At 74.7% G+C, this 18,626-nt stretch carries 17 protein-coding genes; all 17 read right to left on the bottom strand.

What is annotated here, in order from left to right; genetic code table 11:
- Nucleotides 1-60: 60 nt before the first annotated feature.
- The 17 genes from KOV94_RS17605 to KOV94_RS17525 all read right to left on the bottom strand — a co-directional run bounded on the left by KOV94_RS17605 (nucleotide 61) and on the right by KOV94_RS17525 (nucleotide 18,591).
- Entirely contained in the window at nucleotides 61-999 is a 939-nt protein-coding gene (locus KOV94_RS17605; RefSeq protein ID WP_124342414.1) for an RluA family pseudouridine synthase, read from the bottom strand.
- A complete protein-coding gene (locus KOV94_RS17600) occupies nucleotides 992-1,705 on the bottom strand; it encodes a signal peptidase II (protein WP_218052748.1) in 714 nt (237 codons plus the stop codon). Before KOV94_RS17600 ends, KOV94_RS17605 begins: the two co-directional genes overlap by 8 nt.
- 20 nt (nucleotides 1,706-1,725) lie before the next feature.
- A complete protein-coding gene (locus KOV94_RS17595; protein ID WP_124342206.1) occupies nucleotides 1,726-2,187 on the bottom strand; it encodes a TraR/DksA family transcriptional regulator in 462 nt (153 codons plus the stop codon).
- A 148-nt stretch (nucleotides 2,188-2,335) separates the two neighbouring features.
- Entirely contained in the window at nucleotides 2,336-2,995 is a 660-nt protein-coding gene (locus KOV94_RS17590; RefSeq protein WP_124342207.1) for a DivIVA domain-containing protein, read from the bottom strand.
- A 154-nt stretch (nucleotides 2,996-3,149) separates the two neighbouring features.
- Entirely contained in the window at nucleotides 3,150-3,440 is a 291-nt protein-coding gene (locus tag KOV94_RS17585; RefSeq protein ID WP_124342208.1) for a YggT family protein, read from the bottom strand.
- A gap of 1 nt (nucleotide 3,441) precedes the next feature.
- Nucleotides 3,442-3,927: a cell division protein SepF gene (locus KOV94_RS17580; protein WP_124342209.1), complete on the bottom strand. Its 486-nt coding sequence runs from the start codon at nucleotides 3,925-3,927 to the stop codon at nucleotides 3,442-3,444.
- A 179-nt stretch (nucleotides 3,928-4,106) separates the two neighbouring features.
- Complete coding sequence (pgeF, locus tag KOV94_RS17575) at nucleotides 4,107-4,856, bottom strand: peptidoglycan editing factor PgeF (protein ID WP_308160632.1); 750 nt, start codon at nucleotides 4,854-4,856, stop codon at nucleotides 4,107-4,109.
- Between the two features lie 2 nt (nucleotides 4,857-4,858).
- Nucleotides 4,859-6,115, bottom strand: coding sequence for a cell division protein FtsZ (gene ftsZ / locus KOV94_RS17570; RefSeq protein WP_218052747.1), 1,257 nt, complete (start codon nucleotides 6,113-6,115; stop codon nucleotides 4,859-4,861).
- Nucleotides 6,116-6,334: 219 nt separating this feature from the next.
- The gene (locus KOV94_RS21370) at nucleotides 6,335-7,486 is read right to left on the bottom strand and encodes a cell division protein FtsQ/DivIB (RefSeq protein WP_308160630.1); all 1,152 of its coding nucleotides are present in this window, start codon (nucleotides 7,484-7,486) and stop codon (nucleotides 6,335-6,337) included.
- Complete coding sequence (gene murC, locus KOV94_RS17560; RefSeq protein WP_218052758.1) at nucleotides 7,483-8,850, bottom strand: UDP-N-acetylmuramate--L-alanine ligase; 1,368 nt, start codon at nucleotides 8,848-8,850, stop codon at nucleotides 7,483-7,485. Before murC ends, KOV94_RS21370 begins: the two co-directional genes overlap by 4 nt.
- Before the next feature lie 56 nt (nucleotides 8,851-8,906).
- Nucleotides 8,907-10,052: an undecaprenyldiphospho-muramoylpentapeptide beta-N-acetylglucosaminyltransferase gene (gene murG / locus KOV94_RS17555; protein WP_218052746.1), complete on the bottom strand. Its 1,146-nt coding sequence runs from the start codon at nucleotides 10,050-10,052 to the stop codon at nucleotides 8,907-8,909.
- Nucleotides 10,045-11,271 carry a putative lipid II flippase FtsW gene (ftsW, locus tag KOV94_RS17550; RefSeq protein WP_124343946.1) on the bottom strand — a complete coding sequence of 409 codons (1,227 nt, stop codon included), beginning with the start codon at nucleotides 11,269-11,271 and terminating at the stop codon, nucleotides 10,045-10,047. Before ftsW ends, murG begins: the two co-directional genes overlap by 8 nt.
- A gap of 4 nt (nucleotides 11,272-11,275) precedes the next feature.
- Nucleotides 11,276-12,661 carry a UDP-N-acetylmuramoyl-L-alanine--D-glutamate ligase gene (murD, locus tag KOV94_RS17545; protein ID WP_235843522.1) on the bottom strand — a complete coding sequence of 462 codons (1,386 nt, stop codon included), beginning with the start codon at nucleotides 12,659-12,661 and terminating at the stop codon, nucleotides 11,276-11,278.
- A gap of 45 nt (nucleotides 12,662-12,706) precedes the next feature.
- The gene (gene mraY, locus KOV94_RS17540; RefSeq protein WP_124343948.1) at nucleotides 12,707-13,789 is read right to left on the bottom strand and encodes a phospho-N-acetylmuramoyl-pentapeptide-transferase; all 1,083 of its coding nucleotides are present in this window, start codon (nucleotides 13,787-13,789) and stop codon (nucleotides 12,707-12,709) included.
- A complete protein-coding gene (locus KOV94_RS17535) occupies nucleotides 13,786-15,237 on the bottom strand; it encodes a UDP-N-acetylmuramoyl-tripeptide--D-alanyl-D-alanine ligase (RefSeq protein WP_218052745.1) in 1,452 nt (483 codons plus the stop codon). Before KOV94_RS17535 ends, mraY begins: the two co-directional genes overlap by 4 nt.
- Nucleotides 15,234-16,811 carry a UDP-N-acetylmuramoyl-L-alanyl-D-glutamate--2,6-diaminopimelate ligase gene (locus tag KOV94_RS17530; protein ID WP_218052744.1) on the bottom strand — a complete coding sequence of 526 codons (1,578 nt, stop codon included), beginning with the start codon at nucleotides 16,809-16,811 and terminating at the stop codon, nucleotides 15,234-15,236. Before KOV94_RS17530 ends, KOV94_RS17535 begins: the two co-directional genes overlap by 4 nt.
- 61 nt (nucleotides 16,812-16,872) lie before the next feature.
- The gene (locus KOV94_RS17525) at nucleotides 16,873-18,591 is read right to left on the bottom strand and encodes a peptidoglycan D,D-transpeptidase FtsI family protein (RefSeq protein ID WP_124343951.1); all 1,719 of its coding nucleotides are present in this window, start codon (nucleotides 18,589-18,591) and stop codon (nucleotides 16,873-16,875) included.
- Nucleotides 18,592-18,626 lie beyond the last annotated feature (35 nt).

Here is an 18,626-nt window from a genome sequence, read left to right as displayed (position 1 = left end):
CGGACGGCGGACCGCCCCGACCGGCTCCGCCGGAACCGCGCCGCGGCACGCGGCGGAGCGTCAGCGGTAGCCCGCGCCCAGCGTCTCGAGCGCGTGCGCGAGGTCGTCCGGGTACGTGCTCGTGACCTCGAGCCACTGGCCCGTACCCGGGTGCTCGAAGCCCAGCCGGACCGCGTGCAGCCACTGCCGCGACAGGCCCGTGCGGGCCGCGAGCGTCGGGTCCGCACCGTACGTCAGGTCCCCGACGCACGGGTGCCGCAGCGCCGCGAAGTGCACGCGGATCTGATGCGTGCGGCCCGTCTCCAGGTGCACCTCGACGAGCGACGCCGACGGGAGCATCTCGAGGACCTCGTAGTGCGTGACCGACGGCTTGCCGTCCGCGACCACCGCGAACTTCCAGTCCGCCGACGGGTGCCGCCCGATCGGGGCGTCGATCGTGCCGGTCGTCGGCTCGGGGTGGCCCTGGACGAGCGCGTGGTACACCTTCTCGACCGTGCGCTCCTTGAACGCGCGCTTGAGCACCGTGTACGCGTGCTCGCTCTTCGCGACGACCATGAGCCCCGACGTCCCGACGTCGAGACGGTGCACGACGCCCTGCCGCTCGGCGGCCCCCGACGTCGAGATGCGGTACCCCGCGGCGGCGAGCGCGCCGACGACGGTCGGGCCGGTCCAGCCCGGCGACGGGTGCGCGGCGACCCCCACGGGCTTGTCGACGACCACGACCTCGTCGTCGTCGTGCACGATCCGCATCCCCGGGACCGGCTCCGGCACGACCGCCGGCGCCGGCGGGCCCTGCGGGTCCGGGATCTCGACCTCGAGCCACCCACCGGCCACGAGCCGGTCCGACTTGCCGACCGACCGTCCGTCGACGCGGACACCACCGGCGGCGGCGATCTCCGCGGCACGGGTCCGCGACAGGCCGAGCATGCGGGACAGCGCGGCGTCGACCCGCTCGCCGGCGAGACCGTCGGGCACGGGCAGCGCGCGGACCTCAGGCACCGGGTCGCTCCGCCGGGGAGTCCGTGCGGGCGGCGGAGCCGGCGTCGTCGGCCGTGCCGCCGCGCGTCGGTGCCCCGGCGCCAGGCGCGTCGTGCGCGGAGCCGTCGCGGGTCGCGGAGCCGTCGAGGCCTGCGGCGCCGTCGGCAGGTGCGGCGCCGTCGGCAGGCGCGGCGTCGCCGTCGCGCGTCCCGTCGAGGTGCACCCCGCGCCCTGCGAGCAGGACGATCAGGCCCGCCGCGACGACGATCGCGATGTCGGCGACGTTGCCGACGAACCAGTTGGCGTACGCGATGAAGTCCACGACCTCGCCGCGCGCGAAGGCGGGCTCACGCAGGAACCGGTCGACGAGGTTGCCCAGCGCACCGCCGAGCAGCAGACCGAGCGCGACGGCCCACATGGCCGAGCCGATCCGGCGCGACGCGCGTACGACCACGACGACGACGACCGTCGCGACGACCGTCAGCACCCACGTCATGCCGGTCGCGATCCCGAGCGCGGCACCGGGGTTGAACACGAGCTGCAGCCCCAGCAGGTCGCCGAGCAGCTCGTGCCGCACGCCGTCCTCGAGCGACGCGAGCGCCCACTGCTTCGTGAGCTGGTCGACGAGCAGCACCGAGACGGCGAGGACGACGAGCGTCGTCACCAGCCGCCGGCGGCGCGCAGGCGTGGTCGCGGACGCGTCAGGTCCGGAGGTCGTGGAAGGCACCGCAGGAGTCTACGGGCGCGTCAGCGACGCTCCTCCCGCTGCTTGCACTCGACGCACAGCGTGGCGCGCGGGAAGGCCTGCACCCGCGCCTTGCCGATCGCGCGGCCGCACGACTCGCACGTGCCGAACGTGCCCGCCGAGATCCGGCCGAGCGCGCGCTGCGTCTGCGCGAGCAGGTCCCGCGTGTTGTTGACGAGCGTGAGCTCCTGCTCGCGCTCGAGCGCCGACGAGCCCGAGTCCGCCTGGTCGTCGCCGGCGCCGTCACCGGAGTTCCGCAGCAGGTCGGACAGCTCCGCGTCGGCAGCCGCGAGCTCACCGGTCAGACGGTCGATGTCCGAGGTCAGCTCGTCGGCGACCTCCTTGACCTCGGCCGCCGTCCAGGGCGACTCGCCGTCGCGGACGGGGAACTGCTTCACGCGCTCGTCCAGATCCTTCGTGTCGGCCGCTACGGCGACGTCGCTCAGTGCGTCGTTGATTGCCACGTCCTGGTCCCCCCCAAGTCGTCAAGTCCCGCGACTTTATGCGTGGATACGTCCGGAGACAACACACCACGCCGGGTGAATCCCCGGCGTGGTGTGTCGTGCGAGTACTGCCCTGACCTGTGACGACGCGGCCCGGCGCCGTCCTGGGTCAGATGTTCTGACCGTCCCCGACCGGCTGCGCCTGACCGGAGCGCGGCGGCAGGGCGTTGCCCCGGTTGTCGAGGTCGCCCAGCAGGTTCTCGAGGTAGCTCTTGAGACGCGTGCGGTAGTCGCGCTCGAACACCCGCAGCTCGTCGATCTTGCGCTCGAGGAGCGAGCGCTCCTGCTCCAGCTGGCCCAGCGTCCGCTGCGACGTCTCCTCCGCCTCGCGGACGATGCGGTTGGCCTGCGTCTTCGCCTCGCCGACGAGGCGGTCGCTCTCCTCCTGGCCGCTGCGGACGTAGTCGTCGTGCAGCTTCTGCGCCAGGGCGAGCATGCCCGTCGCCGACTCGGGCTCGCTCGGACGCTGCGGCGCGACCGGCGCGACGGGGGCGACCACGGGGGCGGGCTGCGGCTTCTGCAGCTCGGGGACCGGCTCGGGCTTCGGCGCGGGAGCCGCCTGCTGCGCACCGGCGCGGCTCAGCTCGGCGATCCGACGCTCGGCGGCGGCGAGCTTGGTCTTGAGGTCCTCGTTCTCGTTCTGGAGCTCGCGCAGCGTGTTGACGACCTCGTCCAGGAAGTCGTCGACCTCGTCCTGGTCGTACCCCTCGCGGAACTTCGTCGCCTGGAACTTCTTGTTCAGGACGTCGTCTGCGGTCAGCAGTGCCATCGTCGTCACCTCTGTCGGTCGAGCTCGGTCGGGCCGCGGCGGTCGACCGACCGCCTCGGGCCACCGTAGCGGAGATTGCAGCGGGGGCACGTCCCTCGACACACGGCTGGACCGGGCGTGGACACGGTCCGTCCGTGGGTCGCGGGGCGCGTGATCATGCGGCCAGGTTGCCCAGGACCGCCATCAGCAGCGAGCACCCGATGACCAGCACGAAGAACGCCAGGTCGAGCCGGATCGACCCGATCCCGACGGGCGGGAGGACCCGTCGCAGCGCCTTCAGCGGCGGGTCGGTCACCGTATAGGTCGCCTCGGCGATGACGAGCGCCACACCGCGGGGGCGCCAGTCGCGTGCGAAGAACTGGACCCAGTCCAGCACCAGGCGGACGAGCAGCAGCAGGAAGAACGCGAGGACGACCAGGTACAGGACGCCGAAGAGCAGGCGCACGTCAGCTCTGGTTGTAGAAGCCGGAGCGTCCGGCCTGCGGCTCCGAGGGCGCGGCGTCGCCCGCGACCTCGACGTGCGCGGGCGAGAGCAGGAACACCTTGCTCGTCACGCGCTCGATCGCGCCGTGCAGGCCGAAGATGAGACCCGCGGAGAAGTCGACGAGACGCTTGGCGTCCGCGTCGTCCATGTCCGTGAGGTTCATGATCACCGGCGTGCCCTCGCGGAACGCCTCGCCGATCTTGCGCGCGTCGTTGTACGAGCGCGGGTGGATCGTGGTGATGCGGCGCAGGTCGTGCGCGACCGGCGCCGGCGCGGGCGCCGGGGCGGGCGTGCGCGGCACCGGGCGGTGCAGCGGCGTGACCTGTGCCTCGTACTCGTGCTCCACGGCGACGTCCCCTCCGTCGAGGTCCTCGAGGTACTCCTCGTGCTCGGACCGGTCGTCGGCCAGACCGAGGTACAGCATCGTCTTGCGCAGCGCTCCGGCCATCGCCTGTGGCTCCCTCCCCGGATCTCTCCGGCCTTCCCGGTCCCGCCGTCCGGCACCGGGGACACCGGTACCGGGAGCGACGGGCTCCCTCCGACCGTCACGCTAGCAACGGGTCCGCGGACCGCCACCGCGACACGCCCGCGACGCGCCGGACTCGCCCGATCGGGTCGCGTCGCTGGTCAGCCCGGAGCGCGCACGACCCCCGCGAGGCGGCCCGTCGTGCCGTCGCGGCGGAAGGAGAAGAGGTCGGGGTCCGTGAACGTGTCACGGTCGACGCGCTGCACCGCCCGCACACCGGCGCGGCGCAGCACCGCCGCGACACCCGCGGGCAGGTCGAGCGCGGGCGTGCCCCAGGCCGTCGTCGCGGCCGTCTCCGGGACCGCCGCGGCGACCTCGTCGTGCAGGTCGCGCGGCACCTCGTACGACGCCCCCGCGATGCTCGGACCGACCGCGGCGCGCACGCGCTCCCGGTCGGCGCCCGCGACGGCGAGCGCGTCGACGGCCGCCTGCACGACGCCCGCGACCAGCCCGCGCCGACCGGCGTGCACCGCGGCGACCAGGCCGGCCTCGGCGTCGGCGAGCAGCACGGGCACGCAGTCCGCGACGAGCACGCCGACCGCGACACCCGGCGCGACGCCGACGAGCGCGTCGACCTCGCCGACCGACGCGAGCGGGTCGTCGTCCTCGGCCGGGGCGCGCACGACCGCGACCTGCCGACCGTGCACCTGCGTGCCGTACGCCACCGGTGCGCCGACCCAGCGCGCGATGCGGCGGCGGTTCTCCGCGACGGCCGACGGGTCGTCGGCGACGCCCGCACCGAGGTTGAGCGCGTCGTACGGCGCACGGCTCACGCCGCCGGCCCGCGTCGTGAACCCTGCCCGGACGCCCGGGCCGAGGTCCACGGCGAGCACGGCGAGCTCGCGCGGCACCGCTACTTGAGGAAGTCGGGGACGTCGAGCTCCTCGCGCTCCCGGCGGGGCGCGTCCTCGGTGAAGATGCGCGGCACCTCGAGCGCGCCGGTGATCGGCGTGGGCTCGGCCTCGGTGGACAGGAACGCGGGCACCTCGGGCTGCGGCGCGGGGCGCGCGGTGCGCGACTGCCCGTACGCGCCGACCGGCAGGACCTCGTCCTCGGGGTCGACGACGGGACGCGGCGTGGGCACCGACGGGACCGACGGGACGGAGCGGACGGACGCGCCGCTGACCTGACCGAGCGCGCGCGAGTCGCGGCGCACGACCGGGCCGCCGCCGTCGAAACCGGCCGCGATGACGGTCACGCGGACCTCGTCGCCCAGGGCGTCGTCGATGACGGCACCGAAGATGATGTTCGCCTCGGGGTGCGCGGCCTCCTGCACGAGGCGCGCGGCCTCGTTGATCTCGAACAGACCGAGGTCGGAGCCGCCCTGGATCGACAGCAGCACGCCGTGCGCGCCGTCGATGCTGGCCTCGAGCAGCGGCGACGAGATCGCCATCTCGGCGGCCTGCACCGCACGGTCCTCACCGCGCGCGAACCCGATGCCCATGAGCGCCGAGCCGGCGCCCTGCATGACGGACTTCACGTCGGCGAAGTCGAGGTTGATGAGACCCGGGGTCGTGATGAGGTCGGTGATGCCCTGCACGCCGGACAGCAGCACCTGGTCGGCGGAGTGGAACGCGTCGAGGACCGACACGTTGCGGTCGGAGATCGACAGCAGGCGGTCGTTCGGGATGACGATGAGCGTGTCGACCTCGGCGCGCAGCGCCTCGATGCCCGTGTCGGCCTGCACCGAGCGGCGTCGGCCCTCGAAGGTGAACGGACGCGTCACGACACCGATCGTCAGGGCGCCGAGCGAGCGGGCGATGCGCGCGACGACCGGCGCGCCGCCGGTACCCGTGCCGCCGCCCTCGCCCGCGGTCACGAAGACCATGTCGGCGCCGCGCAGGACGTCCTCGATCTCCTCGGCGTGGTCCTCGGCGGCCTTCTTGCCGACCTCGGGGTCCGCTCCCGCGCCGAGCCCGCGCGTGAGCTCGCGGCCGACGTCGAGCTTGACGTCGGCGTCCGACATGAGCAGGGCCTGGGCGTCGGTGTTGACGGCGATGAACTCGACACCCTTGAGGCCGACCTCGATCATGCGGTTCACGGCGTTGACGCCGCCGCCGCCGATGCCGACGACCTTGATGACCGCCAGGTAGTTCTGCGGAGCTGCCACGGTGGGTGCCTCTCGTTCCGAGCCGGTCGCGGGGTGCTGCCCGCGAGGGTGACCGCGACACGCCGCGGTCGAGGTTCAACCTTCAGGTTCAGGTTGAGGGTTAGAGTTATGTCAGGCGTGCTGTCAGTGCGTGACGCTAGGTGCCGCACGCGCCGTGTTCAACGCACCACGCCGCGTGTCGCGCGACGTGTTCCGGACGCCCTCGCGCCGCCCGACCCGTCACCGCGTGATCGGCAGCCGCGGGGCCGAGACGTCGATCACCGTCGCCCCCGCCGCCGCGGCCGACGACCGCAGCGTCGACAGCACCGCGATCTTGAGCGGCGTCTCCGACGCGGACCCCCAGTCCACCCGCACACCGTCGCGCAGCTGCATGGTGACCGTGTCCTGCGTGCGCGCCGACACGCCCTGCACCTGCGCCAGCAGGTCGGCGGGCAGCTGCTCGAGCACCGCGAGGACCGCGGACAGCGTGCGCGCGTCACCGACCGGCACGTCGACCACCGGGAGCCCGTCCGGGGCGGTGTCGACCCGGCCCACCTGGACGCCCTCCATGTCGAGGAGCGCGAACCCGCCCTCGGCCGGCTCGGGCACCGCCGCGACCGGCTCGCGCGCGACGAGGACCACGAGCAGCCCGTGCGGCCAGCCGCGCGTCACCCGCGCCTCGCGGACCCCCGGGACCTCGAGCACCTCGTCGCGCAGGCGCACGGTGTCGAGCCGCGGCAGCGGCGTGCCGGCGTGCGCGTCCACGACGTCGAGCACCTGGTCGACCGCGACCACGGTGCCCGCACCCTCGACACGCACGTCCTGCGGGTCCAGCGCGAGCACCGGCGACAGGAGCAGCAGCCAGCCGAGCGCGCCCGCCGCGACCGCTCCCCCGGCGACCGCCGCGACCTTGCGCCGCGAGCGGGACCGGCGCGCACGCGCCCGCTCCTCGAACCGGGCGGCCGAGCTCGACGAGACGACGGGCGGCGCGACCGGGCCTCCGCGGCCGGTCAGGCCACGGCCGCCCGCGGTGTACGTCGTGACGGCGCGCCCGAACGTCGTGGACGCGTCGGCGCTGCCGGACGCGGCCGCGGAACCTCCCCGAGCGGGCGCCGGCCCGGGGCGTGCGGCGCGCGACGCGCCCGCGTCCCGTGCGGGACCCTCCGCGCGTGCCGTGCCCGCGTCCCGCGTGCCGCTCGCGTCCCGCGACGCGCTGCCACTGCGAGCCGCGCGGCCCGCGCTCGCGCTGGTCGGGGCGGAGGACTCACCGGTCCCCTGCCCGGGCGTCGCCGGTCGGGATCCGTCGGACGCACCGTCCGGTCGCGCCGCCGGCACCGCGCGCGGCCGCGACGGCGGCGCCACGCGCGGCTTCGGCGGGCGCGACGGGCTCACGGCCGTCCCCCTCCCGAGGGCCGGCTCCCCAGGGCCTCCAGCACGACCGGGACGAGGGCGGTCACGTCGCCGGCGCCCACCGTCATGAGGAGGTCGCCGGGACGGGCGGCCGCGGCGATCGCGCGCGCGGCCTCGACGCGGTCCGGCACGAACGTGGCCCGACCCGCGGTCGGCACCTGCGCGACGAGCAGCGCGCCCGTGACGCTCGGGTCCGGGTCCTCGCGCGCCGCGTAGACGTCCGTCACGACGACGACGTCCGCGAGGTCGAGGGCGGCGCCGAACTCGCGCGCGAACGTGCGCGTGCGGGAGAAGAGGTGCGGCTGGAACAGCACGAGGACACGGCCGTCGCCGACGACCGAGCGGGCGGCGCGCAGGATCGCGGCGACCTCCGTCGGGTGGTGCGCGTAGTCGTCCACGACGCGCACGCCGGCCACCGTCCCGCGGTCCTCGAACCGGCGACCCGTGCCGCGGAACTCGCCGAGCGCGCGTGCCGCGTCGACCGGGTCCACGCCCAGCGCGCGCGTCGCCGCCCATGCGGCCGCCGCGTTGAGCGCGTTGTGCTCGCCCGGCACCGCGAGGTGCACGGTGACCGTCACCGCGTCCGTCGTCAGGTCGACGGCCCAGCCGTCACCCGCGGGACGCAGGTCGCCGACCCGCACGTCGGCGTCGTCCGACCGGCCGTAGGTCACGACCGTGACGGACGCGTCGGCGAGCGCCTGCGCGACCGTCGCCACGAGCCGCGCCGCACCGTCGTCGTCGGCGCACGCCACGAGCACGCCGCCCGGCCGGACGCGTCGCGCGAACGCGACGAACGCGTCCTCGAACGCCTCGCGCGAGCCGTAGTGGTCCAGGTGGTCGGGCTCGACGTTGGTGACGACCGCGACGAGCGGCTCGTACGCGAGGAACGACCCGTCGGACTCGTCGGCCTCGGCGACGAACGCCGGTCCGCTGCCGTCGCGGCTGCCGCCGAGCGCACCCTCGGCCGTGAGGACCGTGCCGCCGATCGCGAACGACGGGTCGGCGCCGGCGTGCAGCAGCGCGGTCGCGACCATCGCCGAGGTCGTCGTCTTGCCGTGCGCGCCCGCGACCGCGACGGCGTCACGGTCCGCCATGAGCGCGGCGAGCGCCTCCGAGCGGTGCAGCACCCGCAGCCCGGCGGCGCGGGCCGCCGCGAGCTCCGGGTTGGACTCGCGGACGGCCGACGACACGACGACCGTGTCGGCGTCCGCGACGAGCGCCGCGTCGTGACCGAGGTGCACCACCACGCCGGCGGAGCGCAGCCCCGGCAGCGCGGGGCCGTCGGCCGCGTCGGAACCGCTCACGTGCAGGCCGCGCGCCGCGAGCAGCGCGGCGATCGCGGACATGCCCGCGCCACCGACGCCGACCAGGTGCACGCGCCCGAGGTCCGCCACGGTCGCGGTCACGCGTCCCCTCCCGGGAGGTGGCGCTCGACGAGCGCGGCGACCCGGTCCGCGGCGTCGCGCACGCCGACCGACGCCGCGGCCGCGGCCATGCGCTCGCGCGTCGCGACGGCGTCGTCACCGACCAGCAGCCGCGGGACGTGCGTGCTGACCCACGCGGACGTGAGCGCGTCGTCGTCGACCAGCAGCCCGCCGCCGGCGGCGACGACGGGCGCCGCGTTGAGCCGCTGCTCGCCGTTGCCGACCGGCAGCGGGACGTAGACCGCGGGGATGCCGAGCGCGGCGAGCTCGCACACGGTGCCCGCACCCGACCGTCCGACGGCGAGGTCGGCGACGGCCAGCGCGAGGTGCATGTCGGCGAGGTACTCGCGCACCTGGTACCGCTCGGCACCCGGCGCACCCTCGATCGCGGTCCGCACCGCGTCGGCCTTGCCGCGCCCCGTGAGGTGCAGCACCTGGGCACCGCCCGCGAGCAGGTCGGCGGCCGCGCCCGAGACTGCGGTGTTGACCGAGACGGCACCCAGCGAGCCGCCCGACACGAGCAGCGTCGGCAGGTCGGGGTCGAGCCCGAGCACGTCGGCGGCGGCCCGGCGCGACCCGGCCGCGTCGGCGGCGCGCGCGGCGACGAGCTCGGCGACGGCGGCCCGCAGCGGCAGGCCGGTGACCTGGGCACGCGGCAGCGCGGTCCCCGGGAACGTCACGGCGACGTCCGCCGCCCAGCGCGCGCCGAGCCGGTTCGCGAGTCCGGGACGCGCGTTCTGCTCGTGCACGACGACGGGGACGCCCCGTCGCCGCGCGGCGAGGTAGGCGGGCGTCGCGACGTAGCCGCCGAAGCCGACGACGACGTCGGCACCGATCGCGTCGATCGCCGCACCGGCCGCGTCGACGGCCGCACGCAGCCGCGTCGGCAGGCGCAGGTAGTCGGGGGTCGGGCGCCGCGGGAGCGGGACGCGCGGCACGACGTCGAGCGTCAGCCCGTGCTGCGGCACGAGCGTCGACTCCAGGCCCTCGGCCGTGCCGAGCACGCGCAGGACGACGCCCGGGCGGCGGGCCGCGACCGCGTCCGCGACGGCGAGCAGGGGGTTCACGTGGCCCGCGGTGCCGCCGCCCGCGAGCAGGACGGCACCCGGCGTCGCGTCAGCCACGGGACCGCCCGATCACCGCGAGCGACCGCCGCACGACGCTGGGTCGGGCCGCGAGGGCCTCGGCCGCGCCGGGCTCGGACCGCGCGAACGAGATGACGACGCCGAGCGCCGCCATCGTCATGATGAGCGCGGACCCGCCCGCCGACACGAGCGGCAGCGGCAGGCCGATGACGGGCGCCAGGCCGATCACGACGGCGACGTTGACGAACGCCTGGCCGATGATCCAGCACAGCACCGCGCCCGTCGTGATCTGGACGAACGGGTCCGGGTGGCGGCGGATGACGCGCACCATCGCCAGCGCCATGAGGCCGAACAGTCCGAGGACGAGCAGCGTGCCGATCAGTCCCAGCTCCTCACCGATGATCGCGAAGATGAAGTCGTTGTGCGCCGCGGGCAGGTAGGACCACTTCTCGCGGCTCTCCCCCAGCCCGAGGCCGCCCCAGCCGCCGCTCGCGAGACCCCAGCCGCCGTGCAGCGTCTGGTAGCAGGCGCTGCTCGTGTCGCAGCCCTCGGTGGACAGCCACGAGGTGATGCGGTCGGTGCGGTTGTCGCTCGTCACGGTCAGCACGAAGGCGACAGCGGCACCGGCGACCGCGGCGAGTCCGAACATCCGCAGCGGCACCCCGGCGACGAACAGCGCGCCCGCGACGAGCATGAGCAGGACGAGCGCCGTGCCGAGGTCGTGGCCCGCGAGGACGACGAGCACCGCCAGCCCGGCGATCGGGACCACGGGGATGAGCGCGTGCTTCCACTCGTGCAGGAGCGGCAGCTTGCGGGCCAGCACGGCCCCGAGCCACACGGCGAGCGCGAGCTTGATCGCCTCCGACGGCTGCGCGGACATGCCGCCGACGCACACCCAGTTGCGGTTGCCGCCCTCGCCGCAGCCGAGCCCCGGCACGAACACCAGCAGCTGGAAGACGATCGCCGCGCCCAGCACGGGCCACGCGAACGCCTGCATGACGCGGACGGGGACGCGCGACAGGATCACGAGCAGGGGCAGGCCGATGAGCGCGAACTTGGCCTGGTCGGCGAACACCGCGTACGGCGAGTTGCCCTCGTCGAGCGACTCGACGCTCGAGCTCGACAGGACCATGACGAGCCCGATGACGAGCAGGAGCGTCGTGGCGCCCAGCAGCACGTAGTAGCTCGTGACGGCGGAGTTCCACTGCCCGAGCGCCGAGCCGCGCGGCTCGGCCGTCGCGGTCGCGGTGTCGGCCATCGGGTCAGCCCTCCTCGCGCAGCGCGCGCACGGCCTCGGCGAACCGGTCGCCGCGCTCGGCGTACGACGCGAACTGGTCCATCGACGCGCACGCCGGCGCGAGCAGCACCGTGACGGCGTCGGCGGGGGCGCCCGACGCGAGCCGTCGGGCCTCGTGCACGGCGAGGGTCATCACCGCCCCAGTGTCACCGGGCTCGACCTCGACGACCGGGACGTCCGGTGCGTGTCGGGCGAGCGCGTCCCGCAGCGGCTCGCGGTCGGCGCCGATGAGCACGACGCCGCGCAGGCGGTCCCGGCGGCCGGCCACGAGCTCGTCGAACGTCGCGCCCTTCGCGAGCCCGCCCGCGACCCAGACGACGCTGCCCGGCGCGAACGACGCGAGCGACGCGGCCGCGGCGTGCGCGTTGGTGGCCTTCGAGTCGTCGACGTACGCGACCCCGTCGACGACGCCGACGGGCGCGATGCGGTGCGCCCCGGGTGCGTAGGCGCGCAGCCCGTCGCGCACGGCCTGCGGTTCGACACCGTGCGCGAGCGCGAGCGCGCCCGCGGCGAGCGCGTCGGCGACGACGTGCGGCGGGACGGCACCGTCGGGCCCGGCGAGCCGGTGCAGGTCGGCGAGCGTGCCGAGCTCGGCGGCGTGCGTGTGACGCAGCCGCGCGAACCCGCGGTCGACGAGCACGTCCTCCACGAGCCCGACCTGCCCGACGCCCGGGGTGCCCGTCGTGAAGCCGACCGCCACGCAGCCGTCGACGACGTCCGCCTCGCGCACGAGGTGCTCGGTCACGGGGTCGGCCGCGTTGTACACGCACGCGACCTGCGCGCGCTCGTAGATCCGCCCCTTCGCGGCGGCGTACGCGTCGAGCGTGCCGTGCCAGTCGAGGTGGTCGGCAGCGACGTTGAGCACGGCCGCGGCCTGCGCGGACATCGCGTACGTGTGGTGCAGCTGGAAGCTCGAGAGCTCCACGGCGAGCACGTCGAGCGTGGGGTCGGTCGCCGCGAGCACGACGGGCGTGCCGACGTTCCCGACGGCCGCCGTCGCGCGTCCGGCGGCCCGCAGGATCGACTCGAGCATGCCGACGGTCGTCGTCTTGCCGTTCGTCCCGGTGACCGCGAGCCACGGCGCCGGCTCGCCGCCGGTCGTCGCGACGCGCACCTGCCACGCGAGCTCGACCTCGCTCCACACGGGCACCGAGCGCTCGGTCGCGGCGCGCAGCAACGGGTGGTGGGGCGCGAGACCCGGCGACGCGACGACGAGGTCGGTCCGGTCGAGGACGTCTCCCCCGAGCAGCTCGTCGGTGGACAGGACGTCGCCGGCGGCGTCGTCCACGGGGACCACGCGGGCGCCGCGCGACGCGAGCACCTCGGCCGCGGCGCGGCCCGACACCCCCATGCCGGCGACGACGACGCGGGCACCCTCCAGGTCGGGGACCGCCACCTAGCCGGCCACCCACTCGGCGTAGAAGATCCCGACCCCCAGCGCGACGAACAGGCCGGCGATGAGCCAGAACCGGATGACGATGGTGACCTCACCCCACCCGGACAGCTCGAAGTGGTGGTGCAGCGGCGCCATCTTGAAGACGCGTTTCCCGGTGAGCCGGAAGAAGCCGATCTGGATGACGTCGGAGAGCACGACGAGCACGAACAGGCCGCCGATGATCGCCGCGAGGATCTCGGTGCGGGACAGGATCGAGAGACCGGCGAGCGCGCCGCCGAGGGCCAGCGACCCGGTGTCGCCCATGAAGATCTTCGCGGGGCTGGCGTTCCACCAGAGGAAGCCGAAGCACGCACCGGTGATCGCGGCCGCGACGACCGCGAGCGACATGGGGTCGCGCGTCTCGTAGCAGCTGGGCCCGGCCGTCAGGAGGTTCTGGCAGCTCTGGTTGTTCTGCCACACGCCGACGACGACGTACGCGCCGAACACGATGAGCGAGACGCCGGTCGCGAGCCCGTCGAGGCCGTCGGTGAGGTTCACCGCGTTCGACCAGGCGGTGATGAGGAAGTTCGCCCAGACGACGAAGAGGATCAGCCCGACCGTCGCACCCGCGAAGGCCAGGTCGATGTTCGTGTCGCGGATGAACGAGATGTGCGTCGACGCGGGCGTGCGGAACTTCTCGTTCGGGAACTGCAGCGCGGCGACCGAGAAGGTGATCCCGACGAGCCCCTGCCCCACGATCTTCCAGCGCGCCTTGAGCCCGAGGCTGCGCTGCCGGGAGATCTTGATGTAGTCGTCGAGGAAGCCGACGACGCCGAGACCCGTCATGAGGAACAGCACGAGCACCGCGGACGCGGACGGCAGGGTGCCGGTCGCCATCTGCGCGCCGCCGAACCCGAGCAGCGTCGCGCCGATGATGACGACGCCACCCATCGTGGGCGTCCCGCGCTTCGTGAAGTGCGCGGTCGGCCCGTCCTGGCGGATGAACTGCCCGTACTGCCGCGCGACGAGGAAGCGGATGAACAGCGGCGTGCCGAGCAGCGCGATGAGCATCGAGAGCCCACCGGCGATGAGGACCGCGATCACCGGGCGACCTCGCCGACGAGCAGGTCGCCGAGCTGCCACAGCCCGGCCCCGTACGACGACTTGACGAGCACGACGTCCCCGGGCCGCAGCTCGCCCTCGAGGAACTGCGCCGCAGCCTCGACGTCGTCCGCGAGCAGGACCTCGTCGCCCCACGAGCCCTCGTGGTTGGCGCCGTCGCGGATCGCGCGCGCGCCCTCGCCGACGACGACCGTGAGACCGATGTTCAACCGGACGACGAGGCGTCCGATCGCGTCGTGCGCCTCGCGGTGCTCGTCGCCGAGCTCGAGCATCTCGCCGAGGACCGCGATCGAGCGCCGGTCGCGGCCCGCGAGCACGGCGAGCGCCTTGAGCGCGGCGCGCATCGAGTCCGGGTTGGCGTTGTAGGAGTCGTCGACGACGGTCACGCCGTCGGGACGCTCGACGACGTGCATCCGGTGCGGGCTGAGCGCGTCGGCGGCGCTGAGCCCTGCGGCGACCTCGTCGAGGCTCAGGCCGACCGCGAGCCCCGTGGCCGCCGCGGCGAGCGCGTTGTGCACGTGGTGCTCGCCGACGAGGCGCAGCTCGACGGGCACGGCGCGCGTGCCGCCGTCCGCGTCCCGCGCCTCGAGCATGAACCGTGCACGCCCGGTCCGGTCGACCACGACGTCGCGCGCCCGCACGTCCGCGCCGGCCGACGCACCGAACGTGACGACGTCCCCGGGTGCGAGCTCCGCCATCGCCATGACGCGCAGGTCGTCGGCGTTGAGGACCGCGACGCCGTCGGGCACGAGGCCCTGGACGATCTCGCTCTTGGCGCGCGCGACCGCCTCGATGCCGCCGAAGCCGCCCAGGTGAGCCTGGCCGACGACCAGCACGACCGCGACGTCGGGGGGCGCGATGTCGGTGAGGTAGGTGAGGTGGCCGAGGCCGCTCGCGCCCATCTCGAGCACCAGGAAGCGCGTCGCCTCGTCGGCCTTGAGCACCGTGAGCGGCAGCCCGATCTCGTTGTTGAACGAGCGCACGGGCGCGATCGTGGGTCCCGCGCTGCCGCACAGCTGCGCGAGCAGGTCCTTCGTCGTCGTCTTGCCGACCGAACCCGTGATGCCCACGACGCGCAGACCGGGCGCCCCGGGCTCGAGCGACGCCGCCCGCAGGCGGACGAGCACCTCGCGCGCCAGGTCGCCGAGCGCGCGCTCGACGTCCGGTACGACGACGGTCGGCAAGGGCTGCCCCTCGGGCCCGGTCACGTCGCGCGCGGCGAGCACGAGCGCCGCTCCGGCGGCCACGGCCCCGGCCGCGTAGTCGTGCCCGTCCACGTGCTCACCGGGCAGGGCGACGAACAGCCCGCCCGGCTCGACCTCGCGCGAGTCGACGACGACGGGACCCGCGACGACGAGCGCGGGGTCGACGCCCGCACGCAGCACTCCGCCGGTCGCGGCCGCGATCTCGGCCGCAGTCAGGGCGATCACGCGTGCTGCTCCGCCCGTGCGTGCGAACGCTCGGCCCTGGCCGCGAGGTAGACGTCGCGGTCGTTGTACCGGTGGAACACGCCGGCGATCTCCTGTGTGGGTTCGTGGCCCTTGCCCGTGACGATCACGGTGTCCTGGTCGGTCGCCAGGGCGAGGGCGTCGCGGATGGCCTGGGCGCGGCTCGTCGCCTCGTGCACGTCGGCGCCGGACGGGCGCTCGGCGCGCACGCCCTCGAGGATCGCGGCGCGGATCGTCGCCGGGTCCTCCGAGCGGGGGTTCTCGTCGGTCACGACCAGCACGTCGGCGAGCCGGGCGGCGATCTGGCCCATGATCGGGCGCTTGCCCTGGTCACGGTCGCCGTCCGAGCCGAACACGAGGATCAGCCGGCCGGGCGTGATGGGGCGCACCGCCTCGAGCGCGAGCACCAGGGCGTCGGGCGTGTGCGCGTAGTCGACGAGGCACAGCGGCCACCCGTCGCCCCGCTCGACCACGCGCTCCATGCGGCCGGGGATCTCGTGCGCGTGCGCGACCGCGTCGACCGCGACCGCGAGGTCGACGCCGGCCGCGTGGGCCAGCACGATCGCGAGCGCCGCGTTCGACACGTTGACGAGGCCGGGCAACGGGCTCGCCGCCGCGTGCTCCGTGCCGTCCGGACCGCGCAGCACGAACGACGAGCCGACGCCGTCGAGACCGATGTCGGCCGTCACGACCGCCCAGTCGGCGTCCGCCGCGTGCGGGTCGTCGACGTGCGTCGCGACCGTCTCGACGGGGATCTGCGCGCTGCTCGCGAGGCGCCGACCCCACTCGTCGTCGACCACCACCACGCCGCGGCGCGCCTGCTCGGGGTCGAACAACCGCGCCTTGTCGCGGAAGTACCCCTCCATGTCGCCGTGGAAGTCCAGGTGGTCCCGCTGCAGGTTGGTGAAGCCGACCACGTCGAACGTCAGGCCGCGCACGCGACCGAGCGCGAGCGCGTGCGACGACACCTCCATGGCGACCGCACCGGCGCCCCGCTCGCGCGCGAGCGCGAGGATCGCCTGCAGCGCGGGCGCCTCGACGGTCGTGCGGGGGCTCTCGACGGCGTCGTCGCCGACGCGCAGCTCGACCGTGCCGAGCACCGCCGTGACCGCGTGCGCGGCCCGCAGGGCGGCGTCGACGAAGTACGTCGTCGTGGTCTTGCCGTTGGTGCCCGTGACGCCGACGGTCACGAGGTCCTCGCCCGGGTGGCCGTGCACGTGCGCGGCCAGCGGACCCGACACGGCCCTCGGGTCGTCGGTGAGGAGCACGGGGACGGTCAGGCCGGCGTCGCGGACGAGTGCCGCACCGGCGGTGTCGGTGACGACCGCGACCGCGCCCGCGGCGACCGCCTGCGGGGCGTACGTCGCGCCGTGCACCTTGAGGCCGGGGACGGCGACGAACAGGTCACCGGGCGCGACGTCGCCGCTCGAGACGGTGACGCCGGTGACGGCGAGCGCGGGGTCGAGCGTGTCCGCGACCAGCGAGAACGTGGCGGTGAGGTCGGTCACCCGGTGGGTCGCGGGATGCTGGGGGCGCATCCGGGCCGGGGACGTCATGGGGAGAATCTACCCCGGTCGGACCCCCACCACGCCGCGTCCGGGGCCGCCGTGAGCACGCTCACCACGTCGTCGGGAAGAGCTGCGCCTGGCTTCCCGACGGCGGCACGCCGAGCTCGCCGAGCGCGAACCCGGCGACGTCGCGGAAGACGGGGGCGGCGACCGTGCCGCCGTAGATGGACGTGCGCGGGTTGTGCAGGATCACGCTCACCGCGATGCGGGGCGAGTCGACGGGCGCGACGCCGATGAACGACGCCGTGATGCCCTGGTGGCCCTTGACCCAGTTCTGCGCGGTGCCCGTCTTGCCGGCGACCCGGTAGCCCGGGATCGCGGCGCTCCCGCCGGTGCCGTCGTCGACGACGCTCTCCATCATCGTGAGGACGGTCGCCGCGGTCTGCGGCGAGACGACCTGCGTGGTCGCCGCGGCGGGCTCGGGCGTGTAGGTGCCGTCGGCCGCCGTCCAGCCCTTGATGATGTGCGGCTGGACGCGGACACCGCCGTTCGCGATCGTCGCGAACACCTGCGTGGCCTGCAGCGCGGTCACCGACACCGCCTGCCCGAACAGCACGGCGAACTTGGAGCGGCGGTCCCAGCTGTCCCACGTCTCCCACGACCGCAGGATGCCGGGCGACTCCCCCGGCAGCTCGATGCCCGTGCGCGCACCGAAGCCGAACTTCGTGAGGTAGTCGTGCCGGGTCTGCTGCGGCAGGTTCTGCCCGATCATGACGGTGCCCGTGTTCGACGACTCGGCGAGCACGCCCGTCGTCGTGAGGCGGAGCAGCCCGTGCTCGTGCGAGTCCTTGAACGTCTCGCCGTTCTCCGTCGTGTAGGTGTACGGCACCTCGAACTGCGTGAGCGGGGTGACGAGCCCGGCGTCGAGCGCCGCGGCCATCGTGATGACCTTGCCCGTCGACCCCGGCTCGAAGACGTCGGACACCGAGCTGGCCAGCGAGCCGCCGGTGCTGTCGCCCGGGTCGTTCGGGTCCACCGAGCCGGAGTCGGCCAGGGCCAGCACCTCGCCGGTGCGCGTGTCGAGCACGACCACCGTGCCGCCGTCGGCGCCCGTCGACGCGACCGCGGCCGACAGCGCCTCCTGCGCCTTGAACTGCAGGTCCGACAGGATCGTGAGCTGCACCGAGTCGCCCTGCTGCGCCGGGGAGCCCGCCGAGTACCCGCCGGGGATCGGCTGACCCTTGCGCCCGCGCTCGTAGGTCTCCTCGCCCGGCGAGCCCGCGAGCCGGTCGTCGAGCGACCGTTCGAGGCCCTCGAGGCCCACGCCGCTCGAGTTCACGAACCCGATGACGTTGCCCGCGAGGTCACCGTTCGGGTAGACGCGCTCGGCCACCTTGTCGATCTGGATGCCGGGCAGCTTCAGCGCGCGGATCTCGCGCGCGACGGTCGGCTCCACGTTCTTCGCGATGTAGCGGAACTGGCGGTCGCCCACGAGCATCCCGCCGACCTCGGCCGGGCTCTTGCCGAGGATGGGCGCGAGGCGCTGCGCGACCCCGGCGGCGCCGTCGGGCACCTCGGGCGTGCCGGTGCTCTTGTACTCACCGACCTGCCGCTGGTTCACCGAGATGTCGTAGCGCTCGACGGACATCGCGAGCGGACGCCCCTCGGCGTCGGTGATCTCGCCGCGCGCGCCGAGCACCTCGAACGACGTCATGCGCTTCTCGCGCGCCTCCGCCGCGATCGCGTCGCCACGGATGCCCTGCACCCACACGAGCCGCCCGGTGAACACCGAGAGGACGAGGAGCACGACCACGGTGAGGAACGCCATCCGCGGACGCCCGCCCGTGCGCACGTTCCTCGGCG

The sequence above is a fragment of the Cellulomonas algicola genome (genome assembly GCF_019024305.1).
GTDB lineage: Bacteria > Actinomycetota > Actinomycetes > Actinomycetales > Cellulomonadaceae > Cellulomonas > Cellulomonas algicola.
Note: the sequence above shows the minus strand (reverse complement) of the source record. Positions and strands in the feature narration are given on the sequence as shown.

Bases quoted from the DNA above. Each gene is read 5' to 3' on its own strand.
- KOV94_RS17590 (WP_124342207.1), bottom strand. From the start codon at position 2,995: ATGGCACTGCTGACCGCAGACGACGTCCTGAACAAGAAGTTCCAGGCG.
- KOV94_RS17580 (WP_124342209.1), bottom strand. From the start codon at position 3,927: ATGGCCGGAGCGCTGCGCAAGACGATGCTGTACCTCGGTCTGGCCGAC.
- murC (WP_218052758.1), bottom strand. From the start codon at position 8,850: ATGTCCGCGATCGCCGCGCTGCTCGCGGCGCGCGGCCTGCACGTGAGC.
- ftsW (WP_124343946.1), bottom strand. From the start codon at position 11,271: ATGGCCGACACCGCGACCGCGACGGCCGAGCCGCGCGGCTCGGCGCTC.
- murD (WP_235843522.1), bottom strand. From the start codon at position 12,661: ATGGGGGTGTCGGGCCGCGCCGCGGCCGAGGTGCTCGCGTCGCGCGGC.
- KOV94_RS17530 (WP_218052744.1), bottom strand. From the start codon at position 16,811: ATGACGTCCCCGGCCCGGATGCGCCCCCAGCATCCCGCGACCCACCGG.
- KOV94_RS17525 (WP_124343951.1), bottom strand. From the start codon at position 18,591: ATGGCGTTCCTCACCGTGGTCGTGCTCCTCGTCCTCTCGGTGTTCACC.